At 69.1% G+C, this 18,446-nt stretch carries 17 protein-coding genes; 13 read left to right on the plus strand and 4 right to left on the minus strand.

The genetic code is table 11. From position 1 onward, the window contains the following. Positions 1-66: 66 nt before the first annotated feature. Complete coding sequence (locus FKR81_RS25495) at positions 67-1,386, minus strand: ABC transporter substrate-binding protein (protein WP_146355181.1); 1,320 nt, start codon at positions 1,384-1,386, stop codon at positions 67-69. Between the two features lie 124 nt (positions 1,387-1,510). On the opposite strand from FKR81_RS25495, the gene FKR81_RS25500 reads away from it, so the two are divergent. From FKR81_RS25500 to FKR81_RS25530, 7 genes are all read left to right on the plus strand, one after another. Next, on the plus strand, positions 1,511-2,284 hold the full coding sequence (locus FKR81_RS25500; RefSeq protein ID WP_146355183.1) for an IclR family transcriptional regulator: 774 nt from the start codon (positions 1,511-1,513) through the stop codon (positions 2,282-2,284). A gap of 45 nt (positions 2,285-2,329) precedes the next feature. Continuing rightward, a complete protein-coding gene (locus FKR81_RS25505) occupies positions 2,330-3,154 on the plus strand; it encodes an NAD-dependent epimerase/dehydratase family protein (protein ID WP_146355185.1) in 825 nt (274 codons plus the stop codon). After that, a complete protein-coding gene (locus FKR81_RS25510) occupies positions 3,151-4,650 on the plus strand; it encodes an aldehyde dehydrogenase (NADP(+)) (protein ID WP_146355187.1) in 1,500 nt (499 codons plus the stop codon). The genes FKR81_RS25505 and FKR81_RS25510 overlap by 4 nt, the downstream gene beginning before the upstream one ends. A 143-nt stretch (positions 4,651-4,793) precedes the next feature. Continuing rightward, entirely contained in the window at positions 4,794-5,294 is a 501-nt protein-coding gene (locus FKR81_RS25515; protein ID WP_146355189.1) for a hypothetical protein, read from the plus strand. A gap of 167 nt (positions 5,295-5,461) precedes the next feature. Further along, positions 5,462-6,079, plus strand: coding sequence for a hypothetical protein (locus FKR81_RS25520; protein WP_146355191.1), 618 nt, complete (start codon positions 5,462-5,464; stop codon positions 6,077-6,079). Positions 6,080-6,121: 42 nt separating this feature from the next. Further along, positions 6,122-6,526, plus strand: a complete 405-nt coding sequence (locus FKR81_RS25525; protein WP_146355193.1) for a heavy metal-responsive transcriptional regulator — start codon at positions 6,122-6,124, stop codon at positions 6,524-6,526. 282 nt (positions 6,527-6,808) lie between these two features. Next, entirely contained in the window at positions 6,809-7,594 is a 786-nt protein-coding gene (locus FKR81_RS25530; protein ID WP_186763167.1) for a radical SAM/SPASM domain-containing protein, read from the plus strand. On the opposite strand, the gene FKR81_RS25535 is transcribed toward FKR81_RS25530, so the two are convergent. Next, complete coding sequence (locus FKR81_RS25535) at positions 7,591-8,349, minus strand: TetR/AcrR family transcriptional regulator (RefSeq protein WP_146355195.1); 759 nt, start codon at positions 8,347-8,349, stop codon at positions 7,591-7,593. The two genes, FKR81_RS25530 and FKR81_RS25535, sit on opposite strands and share 4 nt — an antisense overlap. An 80-nt stretch (positions 8,350-8,429) precedes the next feature. Here FKR81_RS25535 and FKR81_RS25540 point away from each other — a divergent pair, with 80 nt between their 5' ends. The 3 genes from FKR81_RS25540 to FKR81_RS25550 are packed head-to-tail and all read left to right on the plus strand — an operon-like array spanning position 8,430 to position 10,926. Beyond that, a complete protein-coding gene (locus tag FKR81_RS25540) occupies positions 8,430-9,371 on the plus strand; it encodes an ATP-binding cassette domain-containing protein (protein ID WP_235921762.1) in 942 nt (313 codons plus the stop codon). Then, positions 9,371-10,147 carry a hypothetical protein gene (locus FKR81_RS25545; RefSeq protein WP_146355197.1) on the plus strand — a complete coding sequence of 259 codons (777 nt, stop codon included), beginning with the start codon at positions 9,371-9,373 and terminating at the stop codon, positions 10,145-10,147. The genes FKR81_RS25540 and FKR81_RS25545 overlap by 1 nt, the downstream gene beginning before the upstream one ends. Further along, positions 10,144-10,926, plus strand: a complete 783-nt coding sequence (locus FKR81_RS25550; RefSeq protein WP_146355199.1) for an ABC transporter permease — start codon at positions 10,144-10,146, stop codon at positions 10,924-10,926. The genes FKR81_RS25545 and FKR81_RS25550 overlap by 4 nt, the downstream gene beginning before the upstream one ends. Here FKR81_RS25550 and FKR81_RS25555 read toward each other — a convergent pair. Both FKR81_RS25555 and FKR81_RS25560 read right to left on the minus strand, forming a co-directional pair. Further along, entirely contained in the window at positions 10,916-11,887 is a 972-nt protein-coding gene (locus tag FKR81_RS25555) for an alpha/beta hydrolase (protein ID WP_235921774.1), read from the minus strand. The two genes, FKR81_RS25550 and FKR81_RS25555, sit on opposite strands and share 11 nt — an antisense overlap. A gap of 46 nt (positions 11,888-11,933) precedes the next feature. Next, entirely contained in the window at positions 11,934-13,295 is a 1,362-nt protein-coding gene (locus FKR81_RS25560) for an NAD(P)-binding domain-containing protein (RefSeq protein ID WP_235921763.1), read from the minus strand. 74 nt (positions 13,296-13,369) lie between these two features. On the opposite strand from FKR81_RS25560, the gene FKR81_RS25565 reads away from it, so the two are divergent. Genes FKR81_RS25565 through FKR81_RS25575 form a run of 3 tightly spaced genes read left to right on the plus strand, consistent with a single transcriptional unit; the run spans position 13,370 to position 18,382 of the window. Further along, positions 13,370-16,417, plus strand: a complete 3,048-nt coding sequence (locus tag FKR81_RS25565; protein WP_146355203.1) for a S8 family serine peptidase — start codon at positions 13,370-13,372, stop codon at positions 16,415-16,417. A 59-nt stretch (positions 16,418-16,476) separates the two neighbouring features. Then, positions 16,477-17,163, plus strand: a complete 687-nt coding sequence (locus tag FKR81_RS25570) for a hypothetical protein (RefSeq protein ID WP_146355205.1) — start codon at positions 16,477-16,479, stop codon at positions 17,161-17,163. A 40-nt stretch (positions 17,164-17,203) separates the two neighbouring features. Next, positions 17,204-18,382 carry an RtcB family protein gene (locus tag FKR81_RS25575; RefSeq protein ID WP_146355207.1) on the plus strand — a complete coding sequence of 393 codons (1,179 nt, stop codon included), beginning with the start codon at positions 17,204-17,206 and terminating at the stop codon, positions 18,380-18,382. Positions 18,383-18,446: the final 64 nt, after the last annotated feature.

The following is an 18,446-nucleotide window of genomic DNA, read 5'->3' on the forward strand; positions in this document are numbered from 1 at the left end:
CGACGGCACCGCCGCCACTAGCCGTCGAGCCCACGTCTTGGGTGTCGCTGAGCGGGTGAACCGCTGTCACTGCGACGCCTTCTGGTTGTCCAGTTCCTTCTTCAGGTTGCCCGCCAGCGTCTTCAGCTCACCCGCGACGTCCGGCGTGCACTTGGCGAAGATCGAGTTCAGGGTCTCCGAGGTCTGCTGCCGGAACGGGGTGAAGTTCGGGACGCTCGGGAAGGGCCTCGCCTCGTTGGCGTAGACCTCCGCGGTCGTGTTCCACCGCTCGTCGTTGTAGACCTCTTTGACGTTCACGTTCTTGTTGACCGGCAGGCGCACGACCGGCTGAGGGTTGCCCTTCATGCCCGCCTTCTGCGCGTCCGCCGTGATCAGGTACTCGGCGAGCTTCTTCTGGTCCAGCTGCTTCGGCGACCCGGCCATCAGGTAGACGTCCTCGCCCTCGCCCAGCACGGTCGAGCCGGCAGGACCCTTGGGGGACGCGATGACCTCGTACTTGTCCTTGCCGACCGACTTGTCGAAGCGGCCGATCATGTACGGGCCGGTCAGGTAGATACCGCTCTTGCCCGACTCGAACAGCGGGTGCGCGTCGTTGGTGTTCAGCGTCAACGCGCCAGGCTGGATGACCTTCTTGTCGCAGAAGAGGCCCTTCAGGTACTCCACGGACTTCACCGACTCCGCCGAGTCGATCGCCACGGAGAACTTGTCGCCCTCGGCCTTGAGGATGTCGCCGCCGCCCTGCCAGATGTAGTTGGCCGCCCACCAGCCGAGGTAGCCGCGGTCGGTGGTGCCGGGCACGAGCATGCCGTAGGTGTCGGCCTGGCCGTTGCCGTCCGGGTCGTCCTTGGTGAACGCCACCGCGAGGTCGGTCAGCTCGTCCCACGTCTTCGGCACGGGCTTGCCGAGCTTCTCCCGCCAGTCCTTGCGGATCATCGTGATCATCGCCTGGGTGGAGAACGGCACGGCGTAGTACTTGCCGTCCGCGCCCTTCGCGTTGTTCCAGGCGCGTTCGATGACGTCGCCGTTGCCGGCGATGGAGTTCTTGTCGAGCTGGCCGACCCAGCCCTGCTTGATGAAGTTGCCGAGCGAGCCGGTGTCGGTGATGACCACGTCCGGCAGGTCCTTCGACGCGGCGCGCTGCTGCACCTGCTTGTCGAAGTCGGTGAAGATCGGCTTGTAGTCGACCTTCACGCCTGACTTGGCCTCGAAGTCGGAGAAGATCTGCTCGTAGACCTTGGCGGTCGCCTCGGTGGATCGCGTCCAGACCTCCAACGGCGCGTTGGGGTCCTGGTTCGTGACCTCGGCCGGTTTCGAACCCGATCCACACCCAGCCACGAGCGCGCTCACGGCGAGCGCGGCGACTGCGGAAGCAGACCAACGAGGCATCTTGAGGACCTTCGCTTTCACGTATGTGAACCGGGGTCGTACTTGTGAACCTGGTTCCGGACTGTAAGAATCACCACAGCAACGTGTCAAGGGTGTGTTGCGAGTACGTTTCCCAGGAGGCCAGGTGACATCGCCAGCTCGTCCGGGCGCAGTAAAGTCCGCTGACCGAACGGTCGAACTGCTCGAGGTCCTCTCATCTTCGGACCGGCGGCTGACGCTCACCGAGTTGCATCGGGAGCTGAGCTACCCCAAGTCGAGCCTGTACATGCTCCTGCAGACGCTGGTCGCCCGCGGCTGGGTCGAGGTCGACTCCGAGCGCGGCACGTACGGCATCGGCGTGCGAGCACTCCTGGTCGGCACGTCCTACCTGGACCACGACCCCGTCGTGCGTGCGGCGATCAGGGTGATGGAGCAGGTCAGGCAGGACGTCAACGAGACCGTGCACCTCGCGCGGCTCGACGGACCGGACGTCGTCTACCTCGCCAGCCGCGAGTCCGAGCACCACCTGCGCGTGGTCTCCCGCGTCGGCCGCAGGCTCCCCGCGCACTCGACGTCGCTGGGGAAGGCCCTGCTCGCCACGCGCACTCGCGAGGAGGTCGAGCAGATCCTCCCCGAGGAGCTGGTCCCGCTGACGCCGAACACCGTGATCGAGCGCAACGCCCTGCACGAGCAGCTCGCGGGCTTCCGAAATGTCGGATATGCCCACGAACGCGAAGAGAACACGCCCGGTCTCGGGTGCTTCGCAGTCGCACTGCCGTACCGCAATCCCGTGATGGACGCTATGAGTTGCTCGGTTCCGTTGGGCAGACTGGACCCCGACCACGAACGTCAGGTCATCAGTGCCCTGCTGGACGCCGCCAGAACGATTACCGAGCTTCTCCGCCAGTTCGGTCGCTGAAAAGGTTTACCGGACAGACCATCCAACACGGAGGGGTACCAACCCGTGACCGCACGCATCCTGATCACCGGCGCCGCGGGCGTGGTGGGAACGCTCATGCGTCCCCGTCTCGCCGCGGAGAACCGCGTCCTGCGCCTGCTGGACATCGCCGAGCTACCGGCGGCGCGGGAAGGCGAGAACGTCGAGCTCGTCCAGGCTTCGGTGACCGACATGTCCGCCATGGAGTCGGCCATGAAGGACGTGGACGCCGTGATCCACCTAGGCGGGCACAGCCTCGAGAACCCGTGGGAGCAGATCCTCCAGGTCAACATCGACGGCACGCACAACGTGCTGGAGGCCGCTCGTCGTCAGGGCATCAAGCGCGTGATCCTCGCGTCGTCCAACCACGCCGTCGGCTACGTCGAGCGCGCGACCGGTGAGGCGGGCGACTACCTGTTCCCGCGCCCGGACACGTACTACGGCGTCAGCAAGGTCGCGCTCGAGGCGCTCGGCAGCATGTACGCCGACCGCTACGGCCTCGACGTGATCGCCGTCCGGATCGGATCGTGCTTCGAGAAGCCGCGCGACGTCCGGATGCTCTCGACGTGGCTCTCCCCCGACGACGGCGCCCGCCTGCTCGAGGCGTGCCTCGCCGTGCCGTCGCCCGGTTTCCGGATCATCTGGGGTGTGTCGGACAACGACCGCCGCTGGTTCTCGCTCGACGAGGCCAAGGCGCTGGGCTACGTGTCCAAGGACAACTCCGAGGCGTACGCGGCGGAGGTGCTCGCCGCGCAGGGTGACATCGACCCCGAGTCGTACGCGCTGAAGTACCTGGGCGGCGTCTGGTGCGGCCCCGATTTCGACACCGCAGTCAAGGAGGCAGGACGTTGAGCGTTGTTCAGGGCTTCAACCCGCGCACCGGTGAGCCGTTCGGTGAGGGGGTCCCGAAGACCTCGGACAGCGAGGTCGACCGGATCGCTTCACTGGCCGCCACCGCGTTCGACTCGTGGTCGGCCGTGTCCGCCGCTCAGCGCGCCGTCGTACTGGACGCGCTGGCCGACGCGCTGGACGCCGAGTCCGAGGTGCTGATCTCCACCGCCGACACCGAGACCGCGCTCGGCGTGCCGCGGCTGACCGTCGAGCTCAAGCGCACCACCAACCAGCTGCGGCTGTTCGGCGAGGTGCTGCGCGAGGGCAGCTACGTCGAGGCGACGCTCGACACGGCGAACCCGGACATCATCCCGCCGCGGCCGGTGCTGCGGCGCGTGCTCCGTCCACTCGGGCCGGTCGCGGTGTTCTCCGCGTCGAACTTCCCGTTCGCGTTCTCGGTCGCCGGTGGTGACACGGCTTCCGCTCTGGCGTCCGGGTGCCCGGTCGTCGTGAAGTCGCACTCCGCGCACCCGCGCACCTCGGTGGAGACGGCGCGTGTCGTGTCCGCGGCTCTCGCCGCGGCCGGTGCGCCCGAAGGCGTCTTCGGGATCGTCTACGGCACCGAGTCCGGTCGTGCGCTGGTGCAGCATCCGGCGATCAAGGCGGCCGGCTTCACCGGGTCGACCGGTGGCGGGCGCGCGTTGTTCGACCTGGCGCAGGGCCGTCCCGACCCGATCCCGTTCTACGGCGAGCTCGGCAGCGTCAACCCGACGGTGATCCTGCCCGGTGCGGCCACTCCGGACATCGCCGCGGGTTTCGCGCAGTCGCTGACGATGGGCGTCGGCCAGTTCTGCACCAACCCCGGCCTGGTGTTCGCGCCGGCGTCGATCGTGTCCGCGCTCGGTGAGGCCGTCGCGGCGACCGGTGGTGGCGCGATGCTGAACGAGCGCATGTGCGAGTCCTACCGCGCGTCCACGGATGCCTTGGCCGCCAGCGACCTCGTGTCGGTCGTGTCGACCGGCACGAAGCCGGACGAGGCGTGGGCGGTGGAGCCGCGGCTGTTCACCGTGCCGGTGAAGGTGTTCGCGGAGAACCTGGAGAAGCTGACCGAGGAGCACTTCGGCCCGGCCGCGATCGTCGTGACGTACGCGGACCCGGACGAGCTGCTGCCCGTGCTGGCGAAGCTGCCCGGCACGCTGACCGGCACCGTGCACGCTGCCGAGTCCGACCACGCCGCGGCGTCGCGGATCGCGGAGGTGCTGCGGGGCGTCGCGGGCAGGCTGATCTTCAACGCGTGGCCGACCGGTGTCGCCGTCGCGTGGGGCCAGCACCACGGTGGACCGTGGCCGTCGACGACGAACCCGCTGCACACGTCCGTTGGTGCCACGGCGATCCGGCGGTGGATCGCGCCGGTGACCTACCAGTCGTGGCCGGACGCGCTGCTGCCGGTCGAGCTCCAGGACGCCAACCCGCTCGGCATCCCGCGCCGCGTCGACGGCGTGCTCGGAGTGCACTGATTCGGTGCGGTCTGACCATGCCCCCTTGAGATCATGGGGGCAGGGTCAGACCCGACGCACCGCGGTTCGAGCTCGCCCACGCCGAGCGCTGGCACCGCGTCGGGCAGCGGCGGCTGACGCTGCTGTTCCTGACGTGGATCGCCGTGTTCGTCATCGCGCTCGTCGCGGGCGACTTCTCGTCCATGGCCTACGTCGCCGTGGTCGCCACGCCTCTCCTGCTGCTGACGCGGCCATGGCTGGGTTGTCTGGCCGGACTCGGTTCCGGAGGCTGGCTGGCCTCGTCCTACTCGTCCGAGCCGCTGCTCGTGCGGATCGCCTTCGCGTTGTACGCACTGTTGTGCCTGTGGGCTCTGGTCAGGTTCGTGCGCCAGGTCCGTGCGCAGCGCGCGATCGTCGCCGAGGTCGCCCGCGTGGTGCCGATCGACCTGCCCGCCACCCTCCGCAACTCGTCCCAGCCGCGGATCCGTCCGTTCGTCGTCGGCGGGGTGGTCGCGATCGCGTCGGTGGGCGGAATCGCCGCGGACGACGCCGCGTGGTGGTTGCTCCTGGGGATCTTCGCCGCCGTCCACGCCGCGCGCGAGGTGGGCCGCTGGTTCCCGCGACCGTCGTCGGCGGCCTCCGCGCCGGCGGCTGGGTCGCCGTGATCACCGACAACTGCGTGCTGCTGCCGAGCGGTCCGTTGCGCGACAGGTGGACGCCGCCCGCGGTGACCGTTCCACCGACCCTTGTGGACGGACGCAGGTGGTCCGGCCTTCAGTCCAATTGAGACACACACTGCGAAGTCGGGCTCGCACTGGTATTCCTGTGCGCCGTGTCGATCAACGTCTGGCTCGATCGCAGCGACCAGCTCGTCGCGGGCGCCGAGATCTTCCGCTCACACCGCAAGTTCCAGTGGTGGGACTACACACCCAGCCACAACCAGCTGCTGCTGCGCTGCGACGGCGGTTCCGTCTGGACACGCGTGGACGTGCACTTCAAAGCCGTGTCGGTGATGAAGCTGCAGAGCAACTACAACGGGCTGCACATCCGGTGCGCGACACCGTCCGAACGCGACCGGATCCAGAGCGAGACACCGGGGATCACCTACTTCGACCCGGAGTCCAGCGAGTTCGACCTCGGCTGCCGCTACTTCATCCTCGACGACGGCAGCGGCGGTATCGACTACGTCGTCGCGCAGGCCATCGGGTGGCACGAGTACCACGACCGCGGCCAGCCCGGTTGCGTCACCACCCAGGCCGCGCCCATGCCCGCCGAGGACCGCATCCGCTACCGGCACATCTACGTCGTGCTCGGCCTCGCGTTCGGGCCGGAGCCGCACGTGTACGGGACGTTCCTCACCCGCGGCGAGGCCGAGCACACCCGCAAGCTGCTCGCCGACCGCTACCCCGACGGGACGTTCACCATCGACGAGACCCCGGTCCGCGTCTGAGGCTTGACCTTGGAGTGCGGTCCAAGGTTTAGCGTGGACCGCATGAGAGTCGCCGAGCTCGCCGAACGGGCCGGGGTGCGGCCGGACACCGTGCGCTACTACGAGCGCACCGGGCTGCTCGCCCCGCCGCCGCGCACGCCGTCCGGGTACCGCCAGTACTCCGAGGACGCCGCCGACCGCATCCGGTTCATCCAGGGCTGTCAGCGCCTCGGGCTGAAGCTGCGCGAGATCGCCGAGCTGCTCGCCGTGCGCGACACCGGCGTGTGCCCGTGCGAGCCCGCGGAAGTGTTGCTGCACAGGCACATCACCGAGCTCGACTCGGAGATCGCGCGGCTCACCGTTCTGCGCGCGGAGCTGGTGCGGATGGTCGGGGCACTGCCAGGGGGTCAGTGCCCGGACATCGCGCCGGGCGTGTGGTGCCCGGAGGGAGGTGATCAGGATGGGTGACGAGTGCTGCGACTGCGGCTGTTGCTAGTCGGCTGCTGCTAGTCGGCTGAACCGGACGGTGAGGCGCCCGCCGACCGGCTGAGCCGGTGTCGAACAACCACATCTGCCCGAACTCGTCGCCGTCGAGCAACGGCCGCGAAACTCGCGCTTCATCGCAGGTGTCGAATCGAGAACATGTCATTGATCCAACATCAACGCCGACGAAATGCAAAAACGTCAACCCCTTCTAATACCATCCGTAGCAGAATGGCTACCGCGTGGCGACGTCAAGGGGAGCGCGACATGACGGATCTCGAATTCGCCTGGCTGGAGATCACCGGAAAGTGCCAGCTGACCTGCGCACACTGCTACGCGGAGTCCGGTCCCGGCGGCACGCACGGCACAATGCGGACCGCCGAATGGTTATGCGTCATCGACCAGATCGCCGATCTCGGCGGAAGCGGAGTGCAGTTCATCGGCGGCGAACCGACATTGCACCGGGATTTGCCTTCACTGATGGAGCACGCACTCGCCCGGCAACTGCACGTCGAGGTGTTCAGCAATCTCGTGCACGTCTCCCGGAAACTGTGGGAGACGTTCGAACAGCCCGGCGTCCGGCTCGCGACGAGCTACTACTCCGACAGCGCCCGCGAACACGACGCCATCACCGGCGGCCGCGGCAGCCACGCCCGCACCAAGGCCAACATCGTCGAGGCACTGGACCGCGCCATCCCGTTGCGCGTCGGCGTCGTCGACGTCTCCTCGCAGCGCACGCAGGCCGCGCGCATCGAGCTCCGTTCGCTCGGGGTCAGGCAGATCGGATCCGACTCGATGCGCGGCGTCGGGCGCGGCGCGTCGTCGGCGACTCCGGCGCCCGACCAGTTGTGCGGGCGGTGCGGACACGGTGCCGTCGCGGTGTCGCCCACCGGTGACGTGTGGCCGTGCGTGTTCGCCCGATGGACGTCGCTGGGCAACGTCAGACAGACACCATTGGGTGACATCCTGCGCAGCACGGCGATCGCGTCGACAGGGCGCGGTCCCTCGTGCTGGCCGCAGGGCGCGGGTCCCTGCGCACCGAACGACCGCTAGCCGGGCTCCTCGCACGTCGACAACGGCGTCACCGGGCGGTCTTCCGCCTCGATGAACGAGGCGATCCCGTCCAGCACCCTCGCCAGCCCGAACTCGAACTCGTCCAGCGGGTCCTCGAACCCGCCGCTCAGGTACACGTGCGTCATCATCGGGAACCGGTCCGGCGTGAGGTTCTCCCACACCGCGGCCCGCTTGGACCACCACACCTCTTCGGTGACGCCGGTGTCGCGCTCCTCTCGGACCCGCTCGGCCATCTTCCGCGCGACGCCGTCGACGTACTGCCCGACCAGGGTGACGACCGCCGACATCTCCGCGCCGGACAGCCCGAGCTCGGACACGACGGCCAGCGCGGCCTCGAACGTCGCCAGCGTGTTGGGTCCGGGCGTGCGCCGGGTCCCGGACAGCTGCACCGTCCACGGGTGCGCCCGGTACACGTCCCAGCTCTGCCGCGCGTAGAGCTCCAGCCCCTGCCGCCACGGTCCGCTGGTCAGCTCCATCTCACCAGCGGCGGCGTCGAGCATGAGGTCGAGCAGCTCGGCCTTGCCGGGGACGTACCGGTAGAGCGACATCGTCGTGAAGCCGAGGTGCTCGGCGACCCGGCGCATGGTGAGCGCGTCGAGCCCCTCCTCGTCCGCGACCTCGATGCCGGCCGCGACGACGCGGGCGAGGCTGAGCGCCGGCTTGGGTCCCCGTGACGGCTCCGACGGCGCATCCCACAACAACCGGACGCCGCGCTCCGGATCCTCCTGCTTCACACCGCTCCCCTCGAAACCTCTTGCCTCCGAATCCTAGAACTGTGTATGAAGTACACCTGAGTATATGACGTACACAGTTCATGGGGGTGGACATGGGCCACGCGGTGCTCGCAGAAGGCCTTCGCAAGAGCTTCGCCAAGAAACCCGCGCTCGACGGGATCGACCTGGCCGTGCCGGCGGGCACGGTGTGCGGCCTGCTCGGCCCGAACGGCGCGGGCAAGACGACGGCCGTCCGCATCCTCTCGACGCTCCTCAAACTCGACGGCGGCCGCGCCGAGGTCGCCGGCTTCGACGTCGTCCGCGACGCCGTGCAGGTGCGGCACCGGGTCGGCCTGAACGGTCAACAGTCGACAGTTGACGATGTCCTCACCGGCCGGGAGAACCTGGTGATGTGGGGCAGGCTCTACCACCTGAGCCGGAAGGTCGCGGAGCAGCGCGCGGACGAGCTGCTGGCGCAGTTCGGCCTCACCGACGCCGCCGACAAGCGCGCCAAGGCGTACTCCGGCGGCATGCGCAGACGCCTGGACCTGGCGTCGAGCTTCATCATGGCGCCGCAGGTGATGTTCCTGGACGAGCCGACGACCGGCCTGGACCCGCGCAACCGCGGCGAGGTGTGGCGCGAGGTGAAACGCCTGGTCGCGGCAGGGACGACGGTCCTGCTCACCACCCAGTACCTCGACGAGGCCGACCAGCTCGCCGACCAGATCGTCGTGCTCGACACCGGCAAGGTCGTCGCCGACGGCCCGCCCGACCAGCTGAAGTCGAAACTCGGCGGCGACCGGATCGAGGTCGTCGTGCGCGACGCCGACGACCTCCCCACCACCGCCCGCCTGCTCGGCCCGGCCGCCGAGGTCGATCCCGACAACTACCGCGTCAGCGTCGCCGTCGACGACCGCGTCGCCGCACTCACCCGAGTGACCCGCGCACTCGCCGACGCCGGCGTCGAGGCCGAGGACATCGCCCTGCGCAGACCCACGCTCGACGAGGTGTTCCTCGCACTCACCGGCCACCGGGCGGCGTGATGACCACCCGCGCACTCGCCGACGACTTCGTCGCCGCACGGGCGACCCGCGAACGGGCCGTTCACGCGCTCCCCCACACCGACGTCGTCGTCGTCGCACCCACACGAGCCACCCGCGACCTCACGACCCGACGAGTCACAACCGCCGACGACGACGTCGTCGAAGTCGTCGTCGCACAGCCGGCCGACGACTTCGTCGCCGCACGTGAACGGGCCGTTCACGCCCACCCTCGCACCGACGACCTCGTCGCACACACATTCGACGGCGCCACCGACGAAGTCGTCGCAGAGCCGGCCGACGACCTTGTCGCCGCAAGCGAACGGGCCGTTCACGCTCACTCCCGCACCGACGAAGTCGTCGCGCACACATCCGACGGCATCGCCGACGAAGTCGTCGCGAACACGACCGGCGAGGTCGTCACCGCTACTACCGACGACCTCGTCGCGCGCATCTCAGGCGGTGTCGCCGACGAAGTCGTCGCACACACCGCCGACGACTTCGTCGCCGCACGTGAACGGGCCGTTCACGCCCATCCCACACCGACGACCCCGTCGCACACATCCGACGGCATCGCCGACGCAGTCATCGCGAACACGACCGACGACGTCGTCACCGCTGCCACCGACGACGTCGTCGCACTCGGGCGAGCCGCCCACGACCTGACACCCCACATGCCCACCAACGCCGACGAAGTCGTCGCGCACCCAGCCGACGACCTCGTCACGACACCCACACGGGTGACCCTCGACCCCACCAGCCTCAAGGCGGCGCCATGACCACCTACACGTTCGTCGACACGTACGTGGTCGCCAAGCGCGACCTCATCCACTGGGTCCGCCAACCGGTCAGAGTCCTGTCCGGCCTCCTCTACCCGATCGTGTCAGTGCTGATCTTCGCGTTCGTCTTCGGCAGCGCGATGAGCGTGTACGGCGGAGGCGACTACCGGGAGTTCCTGCTGCCCGGCATGCTCGGCCAGGCCGTCGCGTTCGGCACCGCCGCCACGCTGATGGTGGTGTCGCTCGACGCGGACCGCGGCGTCACGGACCGGTTCCGCGCGTCGCCGATGTCGCAGACCGGGGTGGTCGCCGGGCGCAGCATCGCGGACCTCGTCAACTCGTTCATCGAGATCGTCGTGCTGGTGCTGTGCGGGCTGGCGATCGGCTGGCGCTGGCACACCGGCGTCGGCGGGCTGCTGGCCGCGGTCGGGTTGCTGCTGTGGCTGCGGTTCGCGTTGATCTGGGTCGGCATCTACTTCGGGCTCGCGCTCAAGCCCGAGGCGGCGCAGGCGTCGTGGATGTTGTTGTTCCCGCTGACGATGTTCGCGAACACGTTCGTCTCGCCCGAGCTGATGCCGGGCTGGCTGCGGATCGTGGCGGAGTGGAACCCGCTGTCGTCGACGGTAGCGGCATGCCGGGAGTTGTTCGGCAACCCCGGTGTCGGCGGCGACTCGTGGGCCGCGCAACACGCGCTGCTGCTCGCCGTCGCGTGGCCGCTGCTGCTGATCGCGGTTTTCTGGCCGTTGTCCGTGCGGGCCTACCGCGACCTCAGCCGTTGAGCCAGTCGCGCACCACGGCCTGAACCTGCTCCGCGTCGAGGTGCAGGTTCAGGTTGTGGCCGACACCCCGCCGCAGGTGCAGCCGCACGTCCGGCGACGACACGAAGTACGGGCGCTCCAGCGAGAACAGTGCCTCCTGCGACGTGCAACCGTTGCCGCAGAACAACGTGTCCTCGCCTCCCGCGACCACCAGCACGGGAACGGTGATCGCCGCCGAGTACGGGGCGATGATCCCGAGCGCCATGCCGTCGGCCATCTCGGCCGCCGAGAACACGTCCTTGGTCTGCTCGTCGAGCGACACCACGTGCGGGTCGTACGAGCCGGGGAAGTAGAACATCTCCGCGCGGTGCCCCGGCCGCGTCGACAAATAGCCAGGGTCGTAGCCGGGGAACTTCGGGTCGAGCGGAGCCGGGTACGAGTGCCGCCGGAAACCGTCCGCGACGTTCGCCACGTCCAGCTGGTGCGTGAAACCGGTCAGCACCACGCCGTCGACGTCGTGGTACGTGCCCGCCTCGAAGATCGCGTCGACCGAGCCCATCGAGTGACCGACCAGCACGACGCGGCGGTACCCCTTGTCCCGCAACGACTGCACGACCTCGTGCAGAACGGCGGCCTGTCGCGTCGACGTGACCGTGACACCCAGCGGGACGCTGCTGCGGCCGGTGCCGAGACGGTCGAACGTCACCGTGGCGAAGCCGGAGCGGTTCATCGCGCGCTGGAACGAGTACTTCTCGGGCTGGTACGGGAAGTCCCAGTAGGTCGAGTTGTACCCGGCGCCGGGCACCAGCACGAGCACCGTCGGCGAGCCGGACGTGCACAGCTCGGACCGGGTGCCCGCGACGTCCATGTCCTCACAGGCAAGCGCAGTCGCCGAGGCAGGTGGTGCGAGGAGCAGAGCCACCAGCAGGGTGACGACCGCGCCGACGGTGGAGGCGCGGTCGTCCCGGCCGGCGGCGAGCATGCGAGTCACGTGACCGACTATGGCACGTGAGTGGGAGCGGTCCCTCCTATCGAGCCGGTTGAGACGGCGCTTCGCCACTTTGGATTCGGCGGGCGCCTGCGCGTCGTTCGGCGGCGAGCTGGCTCTGGTAGTCGAAGAAGTCGACCTCGATCGTGTGCCGCTTCGACGTCACGTACCGAGCGTGCAAACCCTTGCGGTAGCTGGTGATCTCGGCGTCCATGTCCGCGCGCGACGGCAGCGCGGCGCGACCCGAGACGAGGTCGGCGATCCACTCCGCCTGCGCCTCCGCGAGCGGCATGATCGCGCCGAGCGGCTGGATGAGTCCGAGGAAGTACAGGCCGCGGTGGGCCGGGTCGACGACCCGCCGGTACAGCGAGACCTCGTTGTCCCGCACGGAGACGACCGAGTCCGGCAGGAACGGCAGGTCGATCTTGTAGCCGGTGCAGTAGATGACGACGTCGACCTGCTCGGTGCTGCCATCGGTGAAGTGCACGGTGTCGCCGTCGAAGCGCTCGATGTTCGGCTTCACGGTGATGTCGCCGTGGCCGAGCCTGGTCAGCAGGTCGTCGGACACGGTCGGGTGCGCGTGCAGCACCTTGTGGTCCGGCCGCGGCAGGCCGTAGTCGGTGACCTTGCCGCGCGCGAGCCGCAGCATGAGCTGGAAGCTGAGGCGCTGGAACCAGAACGGCGTCTTCGACGCGAGCCACGACGTCGTCAGCTGGTCGGTCGGCATGCCGAACAGGTACTTGGGCACGATGTGCGCGCCCCGGCGCATCGCGAGGAACGTGCGATCGGAGACACGGGAGGTCTCGACCGCGAGGTCGCACGCCGAGTTGCCGATGCCGAGCACCAGCACCCGCTTGCCCTCGAACCCCTCGGGCGTCTTGTAGTCGTGCGCGTGCACCTGCGTTCCGGTGAACGAACCGGGGAACGCGGGCTCGGGCATCCGCGGCGACCAGTGGTGGCCGTTGGCGACGATCACGTGCCCGTACACGGCGTCCGTTTCGGCGCCGGTGTCCATTTCCCTCGTGGTGACGCGGAAGCCCTCATCCAGCGGCTCGACCTTCGTCACCTCGGTGCGGAACGCGATGCGGTCGCGGAAACCGTGGTGCTTCACGAAGTCGTCGAAGTACTCGGCGATCTGGAAGTGACTCGGGTATGCCGGGAGGCTCTCCGGCATCGGGAACGACTTGTACTCCATGAGCTGCCGCGACGTGTTGATGTGCAGCGACCGATACGCCGACGACATGCCGTTGTCGTTGAGGTAACGCCAGTTACCGCCGATTTCGGAACCCGTCTCGAAGCAGTCGAAGCCGATTCCTCGTGCGGACAGCACCTGACATGCGGCGATACCCGACGAGCCTGCCCCGATCACGCACACGCGGTCCATGAGACGAAGGATTCTCACGTTTACCCTCCGTGTCAACCGACGATAAGGTCATCGTTGCCGCCGCTGTATCTCCTTCTGCGAATAGAGGATGCATGCGTCGGCGAACGGTTGCCAGCGCTGTCGTGCTGGCACTGGTCGTGGGGTTCTGCGCTGTCGCGCAGGCCGCGCCAGCAGCCAAGCCTGAACCAGGCGGGCAGGTCGTCACACTCGTCACCGGCGACCGGGTCGTGCTCGGCGACCATCCGCGCATCGTCCCAGGTCAGGGTCGCGCGGACATCACGTTCCACACCTCGCGGGTGGCAGGCGAGCTCACCGTGGTCCCGTCGGACGCGGCGCCGCTGCTCACGTCCGGACGACTCGACCCGCGGCTGTTCAACGTCACCGCGCTCGCCCGCGATGGCTTCGATGACTCCCGCCCCGACCTGCCGCTCATCGTCACCGGCGCGGTCACGGCCTCGGTGGTGCGGGAACTGCCGGTTCTGGGCGGAAGTTCCGTTCTGGCGCGGAAGTCCGACCTCACCGGACTGTGGAAAACGCGTCAGTTCTCGCGGATCTGGCTCAACGGCAAAGCACATCTTGTCGACGACGTCAGCAACGCGCAGATCGGCGCACCCGCCGCCTGGCAGGCCGGGTTCACCGGCAAGGGCGTGACGGTCGCCGACCTCGACGGCGGCTACGACGCGACGCACCCGGACCTCGCGAACGTGGCCGGGGCCAAGGACTTCACCGGCACGACCACGACCGACGAGAACGGTCACGGGACGCACACAGCGTCCACGATCGCCGGCACGGGCACCGCGTCGGCGGGCAGGTACGCCGGTGTCGCCCCGGACGCCCGGCTGCTGATCGGCAAGGTCTGCACCGACGGCGACTGCCAGGAGGACGCGATCATCGCCGGCATGCAGTGGGCCGCGGACCAGGGCGCGACCGTCGTCAACCTGAGCCTCGGCGGCGGCCCCACCGACGGCAGGGACCCGCTCTCCCTGGCGCTCAACCGGATCAGCGCCGCGTCCGGCACCCTGTTCGTCGTCGCCGCGGGCAACTCGGGCGCGGCGCGCAAGGTCGGCAACCCGGCCTCGGCGGACCTCGCGCTCGCCGTCGGCAGCGTCACGAAGCGGGACGAGCTGTCCCGGTTCTCCAGCCAGGGCCCCAGGCTCGGCGACGACGCGCTCAAACCGGACATCACCGCGCCTGGCTCGGACATCATCGCCGCACGCGCGGCGGGCACGTCGATGGGCACTCCGGTGGACGCTCGCTACACCAGCGCCAACGGCACGTCGATGGCCACACCGCACGTGACCGGAGCGGCCGCTCTGCTCGCACAACAGCACCCGACCTGGAAGGCGTCCGAGCTGAAGGCCGCGCTGATGAACGCGGCCACGCCGTTGCGCGATCTCACCGTCTACCAGCAAGGCGCGGGGCGCCTCGACATCGGCCGCGCGGTCGCCCAGCAGGTCCGCGCGACGGCGGGCTCGGTGAGCTTCGGCCGCTTTCCGTGGCCGCGCAACGGAAAACCGGTCACCAGGAAGGTCTCCTTCGCGAACTCCGGCACGGAACCGATGACCCTGAACCTGACCGCTCCGGACGTGATCGCCTTGTCCGGCAGGACACTCACCGTGCCGGCCGGTGGATCCGCCTCGGTGGACCTCACGTTCACGCCGCGCGTGGACGGGTTGTTCAGCGGCTGGCTGACGGCGACGTCCGGCACCACCACGACACGGGTCGCACTGGGCGCGTCCGTCGAACCGGAGAGCTACGACGTGACCGTGCGCAGGGTGCTGCGCGGCGAGGACGACGAGAGCTGGTTCGGCGGGCTCGTGAACGTCACGACCGGCACTTACCACCGGTTGAAGTTCCTCGACGGCGACACTGAGGTGCTGCGCCTGCCCAAGGGCCGCTACGACCTCGTCGGGTTCAGCGAGTCGTCCACGGACGGCAAGCGGTACGCGTCCGCCATCGCGAAGCCGAACATCACCGTGTCGTCGCCGGTGACCGTCGTCGCGGACGAGAAGGCCGCCAAGGCGGTGTCCGCGAAGGCGGGCAAGGCGAAGCTGAACGCCTACCAGGCGAGCCTGGTGTTCGGCACGGAGTCGCTGACCTACCTCGCCTCGGCGGGCACCGCGCTCTACGCGACACCGACGTCCGCGCAGTCCGGCCGGGTGTTCGGGTTCTCCTACCGGCCGGTGCTCACCGACGGTGCCTCGGTCTACAACCTCGTTTTCGCGCAACGGGATCGCGTGCCGTCGACGCTCGCGTTCGAGGCACGCGACCTCGCCTCGGTGCGCGCGTCGTACTACGTGCAGGGCGCGCCGGCGTCGGCGACGCGGTCGGACAGCGCCGCGCTGCCGTGGGACGACACGGCGCTCGGGTTCACCGAGCTGCCGGTGCCGGTGCCGGGCACGCGCACCGAGTACTTCACCTCCGGCGCGGACGTGACGTGGCGGCAGTCGCTGGCGCTCACCGACGGCACGTCCAACGAGTACGTGCAGCACGTGCGCTCGTTCCCGCGCGGCGGCTCGTTCACCGACGAGTGGAACCGCGCGCCGATCGGCCCGGTGCCGAACCCGGTGGTGTGGCACGGCGACACCGTCGACCTCGGCGTCGCGCTGTTCGCCCCCGGAGACGCGTCGTCCGCGGGCGAGTCGGACGGGGTCAGCTCGGGCCGCATCACCGGCACGTCGACGTTGTCCCGCGACGGCGTGGTCATCGGGCGGTCCGACGAGCCGGGCGGCGGCACGTTCACGGCCACACCCGGCCCGCTGACGCTGTCGACCACGGCCGTCCGGTCGCAGGGGTTCTCGGTGCTGGGCACGCGCGTGGACGCCACGTGGACGTTCGACGGGCAGCGGCTGCTGTGCGTGCGCACGTCCGGCAAGGTCGACTCGCGCGGCCGGGCGCCGGAGGGCCCGTTCGACCTCGCGGTGCGCGTCGACGGGAACGCGGGTGCGGTGACCGCGCTCGAGCTGTCCGCGTCGTTCGACGACGGCAGGACGTGGACGAGCGTCCCGGTGTCGGAGGACAAGGCGCGGATCGTGCACCCGGCGGGTGACGGGTTCGTGTCGCTGCGCGGCACGGCGCGTGACGCCTCGGGCAACACCGTCGACCAGACGGTGATCCGCGCCTACCAGTACGGACGGTGAGCCCGATGGCCGGAACGAGTGATCGACAGTCGACCGAGGAGCCCAATACGTTGAGCCGCATGACCAAGCGCCTAGCCGTGCTGACCACCGCGCTGACCCTCGTGATCGGCGCGGGTGGCGCCACCGCCGCAGCGGCCCCGCAGCCCGCACCGGAGATCTTCGCGACCAACAACACCTCGGTCATCACCGACCCGGACGACCCGAGGCTGAAGAACAGGCTGATCCGGTTCGACGCCGAGGTGCGCGGCATCGTCGCCACCCACGGCGGCCACACCACCGGCAGCACGCTGCTCGACGGCGTCTTCTGGTCGAGCAGCCTCCAGCAGACCACCTACGAGCGCTCCCGCAAGTTCGACGTCCGCGGGCTGGGCACGGCAGGCCTGCGGCACACCGCGGACACCGTCCGCAAGCGCTTCAACCAGGAATCCGTTCTCACGTTCGAGTTCCTGCCGCGCACCTCGCCCAGGGCCGACGCCGTGCAGGCGGAGATCCCCGGCGTCACCGCGCAGCAACTGCGCACCGGGCTGGCGAACGACCCGGAAGCGCGCGAAAAGCTCGGCGGCGGGTCGGTGACGCTGCACGACAAGCTCATCCTGGTGGCCGACGAGAACGACCTGGCGCTCGTGCGCCGATTCGTCGAGAAGATCGGCGGCGACTGGGAGGAGGCAGAAGTGCGGACCGGCGCGTGGGAGTTCGTCTCCGCCGAGAGTTCCCAGAAGAGTCCACAGTGGAGCGAAGCCGCATAATCCATTCGCGGCCCTGACCTGCGCGACCTAGCCTGGACGCATGGCAGCAACGACCGTCCGCGGACAGAACGTGGACATCCGCATGTGGACTCGACCGGACGAGGTCGAGCCGTTCGCCATGCAGCAGCTCCAGAACATCTCCGCGCTGCCGTGGGCCGTGAAGCACATCGCCGTGATGCCGGACGTGCATTACGGCAAGGGCGCGACGGTGGGGTCGGTGATCGCGTTGCGCGACGCCGTCTCCCCCGCCGCGGTGGGTGTGGACATCGGCTGCGGCATGGCCGCCGTGCGCACGTCGCTCACCGCGAGCGACCTGCCCGCGACGCTGCGGGGCCTCCGCAGCCGCATGGAGTCCGTCGTGCCCGTCGGGTTCGGCCAGCACCGGCAGCCCGCGTTCACCGACCGTGACGCGAGCGACTGGCCCGCGTTCTGGAAGGCGTTCGACGACCTCACGCCCGCCGTCAAGGCGCGGGCGGAGAAGGCGCTGCACCAGATGGGCACGCTCGGTGGCGGCAACCACTTCCTCGAGGTCTGCCTGGACGAGTCGCAGCAGGTGTGGATCATGCTGCACTCGGGTTCGCGCGGGATCGGCAACGAGCTCGCGCAGCACCACATCGCGACCGCTCGGGGCCTCGCGCACAACGCCGAGCTCCCGGACCCGGACCTCGCGGTGTTCCTCGCGGGCACCTCGGAGATGGCCGAGTACCGGCACGACCTGTACTGGGCGCAGGACTACGCGCGCCGCAACCGCGGCGTGATGCTGCGCCTGGTGTGCGACGTGCTGCGCGCCGAGTTCCCGCACGTGCTGTTCGACGACACCATTTCCTGTCACCACAACTACGTTTCCGAGGAGCACCACTTCGGCGAGGACGTCCTGGTGACCCGCAAGGGCGCGATCCGCGCCGGTCTCGGTGAGCTCGGGATCATCCCGGGCTCGATGGGCACCGGCAGCTACATCGTGCGCGGGCTGGGCAACCCGGAGTCGTTCGAGTCGGCGAGCCACGGCGCGGGACGCAGGATGTCCCGCAACAAGGCGCGCAAGACGTTCACGACCGCGGATCTGCGTTCCCAGACAGCCGGTGTGGAGTGCCGCAAGGACTCGGGTGTGGTCGACGAGATCCCTGGGGCCTACAAGGACATCGACACCGTCATCGCGGACCAGTCCGACCTCGTCGAGGTGGTCGCGAAGCTGAAGCAGGTAATCTGCGTCAAGGGATGACGTTTGTGCGTCGTCAACTACGGGAAGCCCACCGACATCAGTCTCCTTGCCAACAGGAGGTTTT

Source organism: Lentzea tibetensis (genome assembly GCF_007845675.1).
Taxonomy (GTDB): domain Bacteria; phylum Actinomycetota; class Actinomycetes; order Mycobacteriales; family Pseudonocardiaceae; genus Lentzea; species Lentzea tibetensis.

What these genes read in the sequence shown, in the direction of transcription:
- FKR81_RS25495 (WP_146355181.1), bottom strand. Translation starts at nt 1,386, where the DNA reads ATGCCTCGTTGGTCTGCTTCCGCAGTCGCCGCGCTCGCCGTGAGCGCG.
- FKR81_RS25525 (WP_146355193.1), top strand. Translation starts at nt 6,122, where the DNA reads ATGAGAGTCGCCGAGCTCGCCGAACGGGCCGGGGTGCGGCCGGACACC.
- FKR81_RS25530 (WP_186763167.1), top strand. Translation starts at nt 6,809, where the DNA reads ATGACGGATCTCGAATTCGCCTGGCTGGAGATCACCGGAAAGTGCCAG.
- FKR81_RS25540 (WP_235921762.1), top strand. Translation starts at nt 8,430, where the DNA reads ATGGGGGTGGACATGGGCCACGCGGTGCTCGCAGAAGGCCTTCGCAAG.
- FKR81_RS25545 (WP_146355197.1), top strand. Translation starts at nt 9,371, where the DNA reads ATGACCACCCGCGCACTCGCCGACGACTTCGTCGCCGCACGGGCGACC.
- FKR81_RS25550 (WP_146355199.1), top strand. Translation starts at nt 10,144, where the DNA reads ATGACCACCTACACGTTCGTCGACACGTACGTGGTCGCCAAGCGCGAC.
- FKR81_RS25555 (WP_235921774.1), bottom strand. Translation starts at nt 11,887, where the DNA reads ATGCTCGCCGCCGGCCGGGACGACCGCGCCTCCACCGTCGGCGCGGTC.
- FKR81_RS25565 (WP_146355203.1), top strand. Translation starts at nt 13,370, where the DNA reads ATGCGTCGGCGAACGGTTGCCAGCGCTGTCGTGCTGGCACTGGTCGTG.
- FKR81_RS25570 (WP_146355205.1), top strand. Translation starts at nt 16,477, where the DNA reads ATGACCAAGCGCCTAGCCGTGCTGACCACCGCGCTGACCCTCGTGATC.
- FKR81_RS25575 (WP_146355207.1), top strand. Translation starts at nt 17,204, where the DNA reads ATGGCAGCAACGACCGTCCGCGGACAGAACGTGGACATCCGCATGTGG.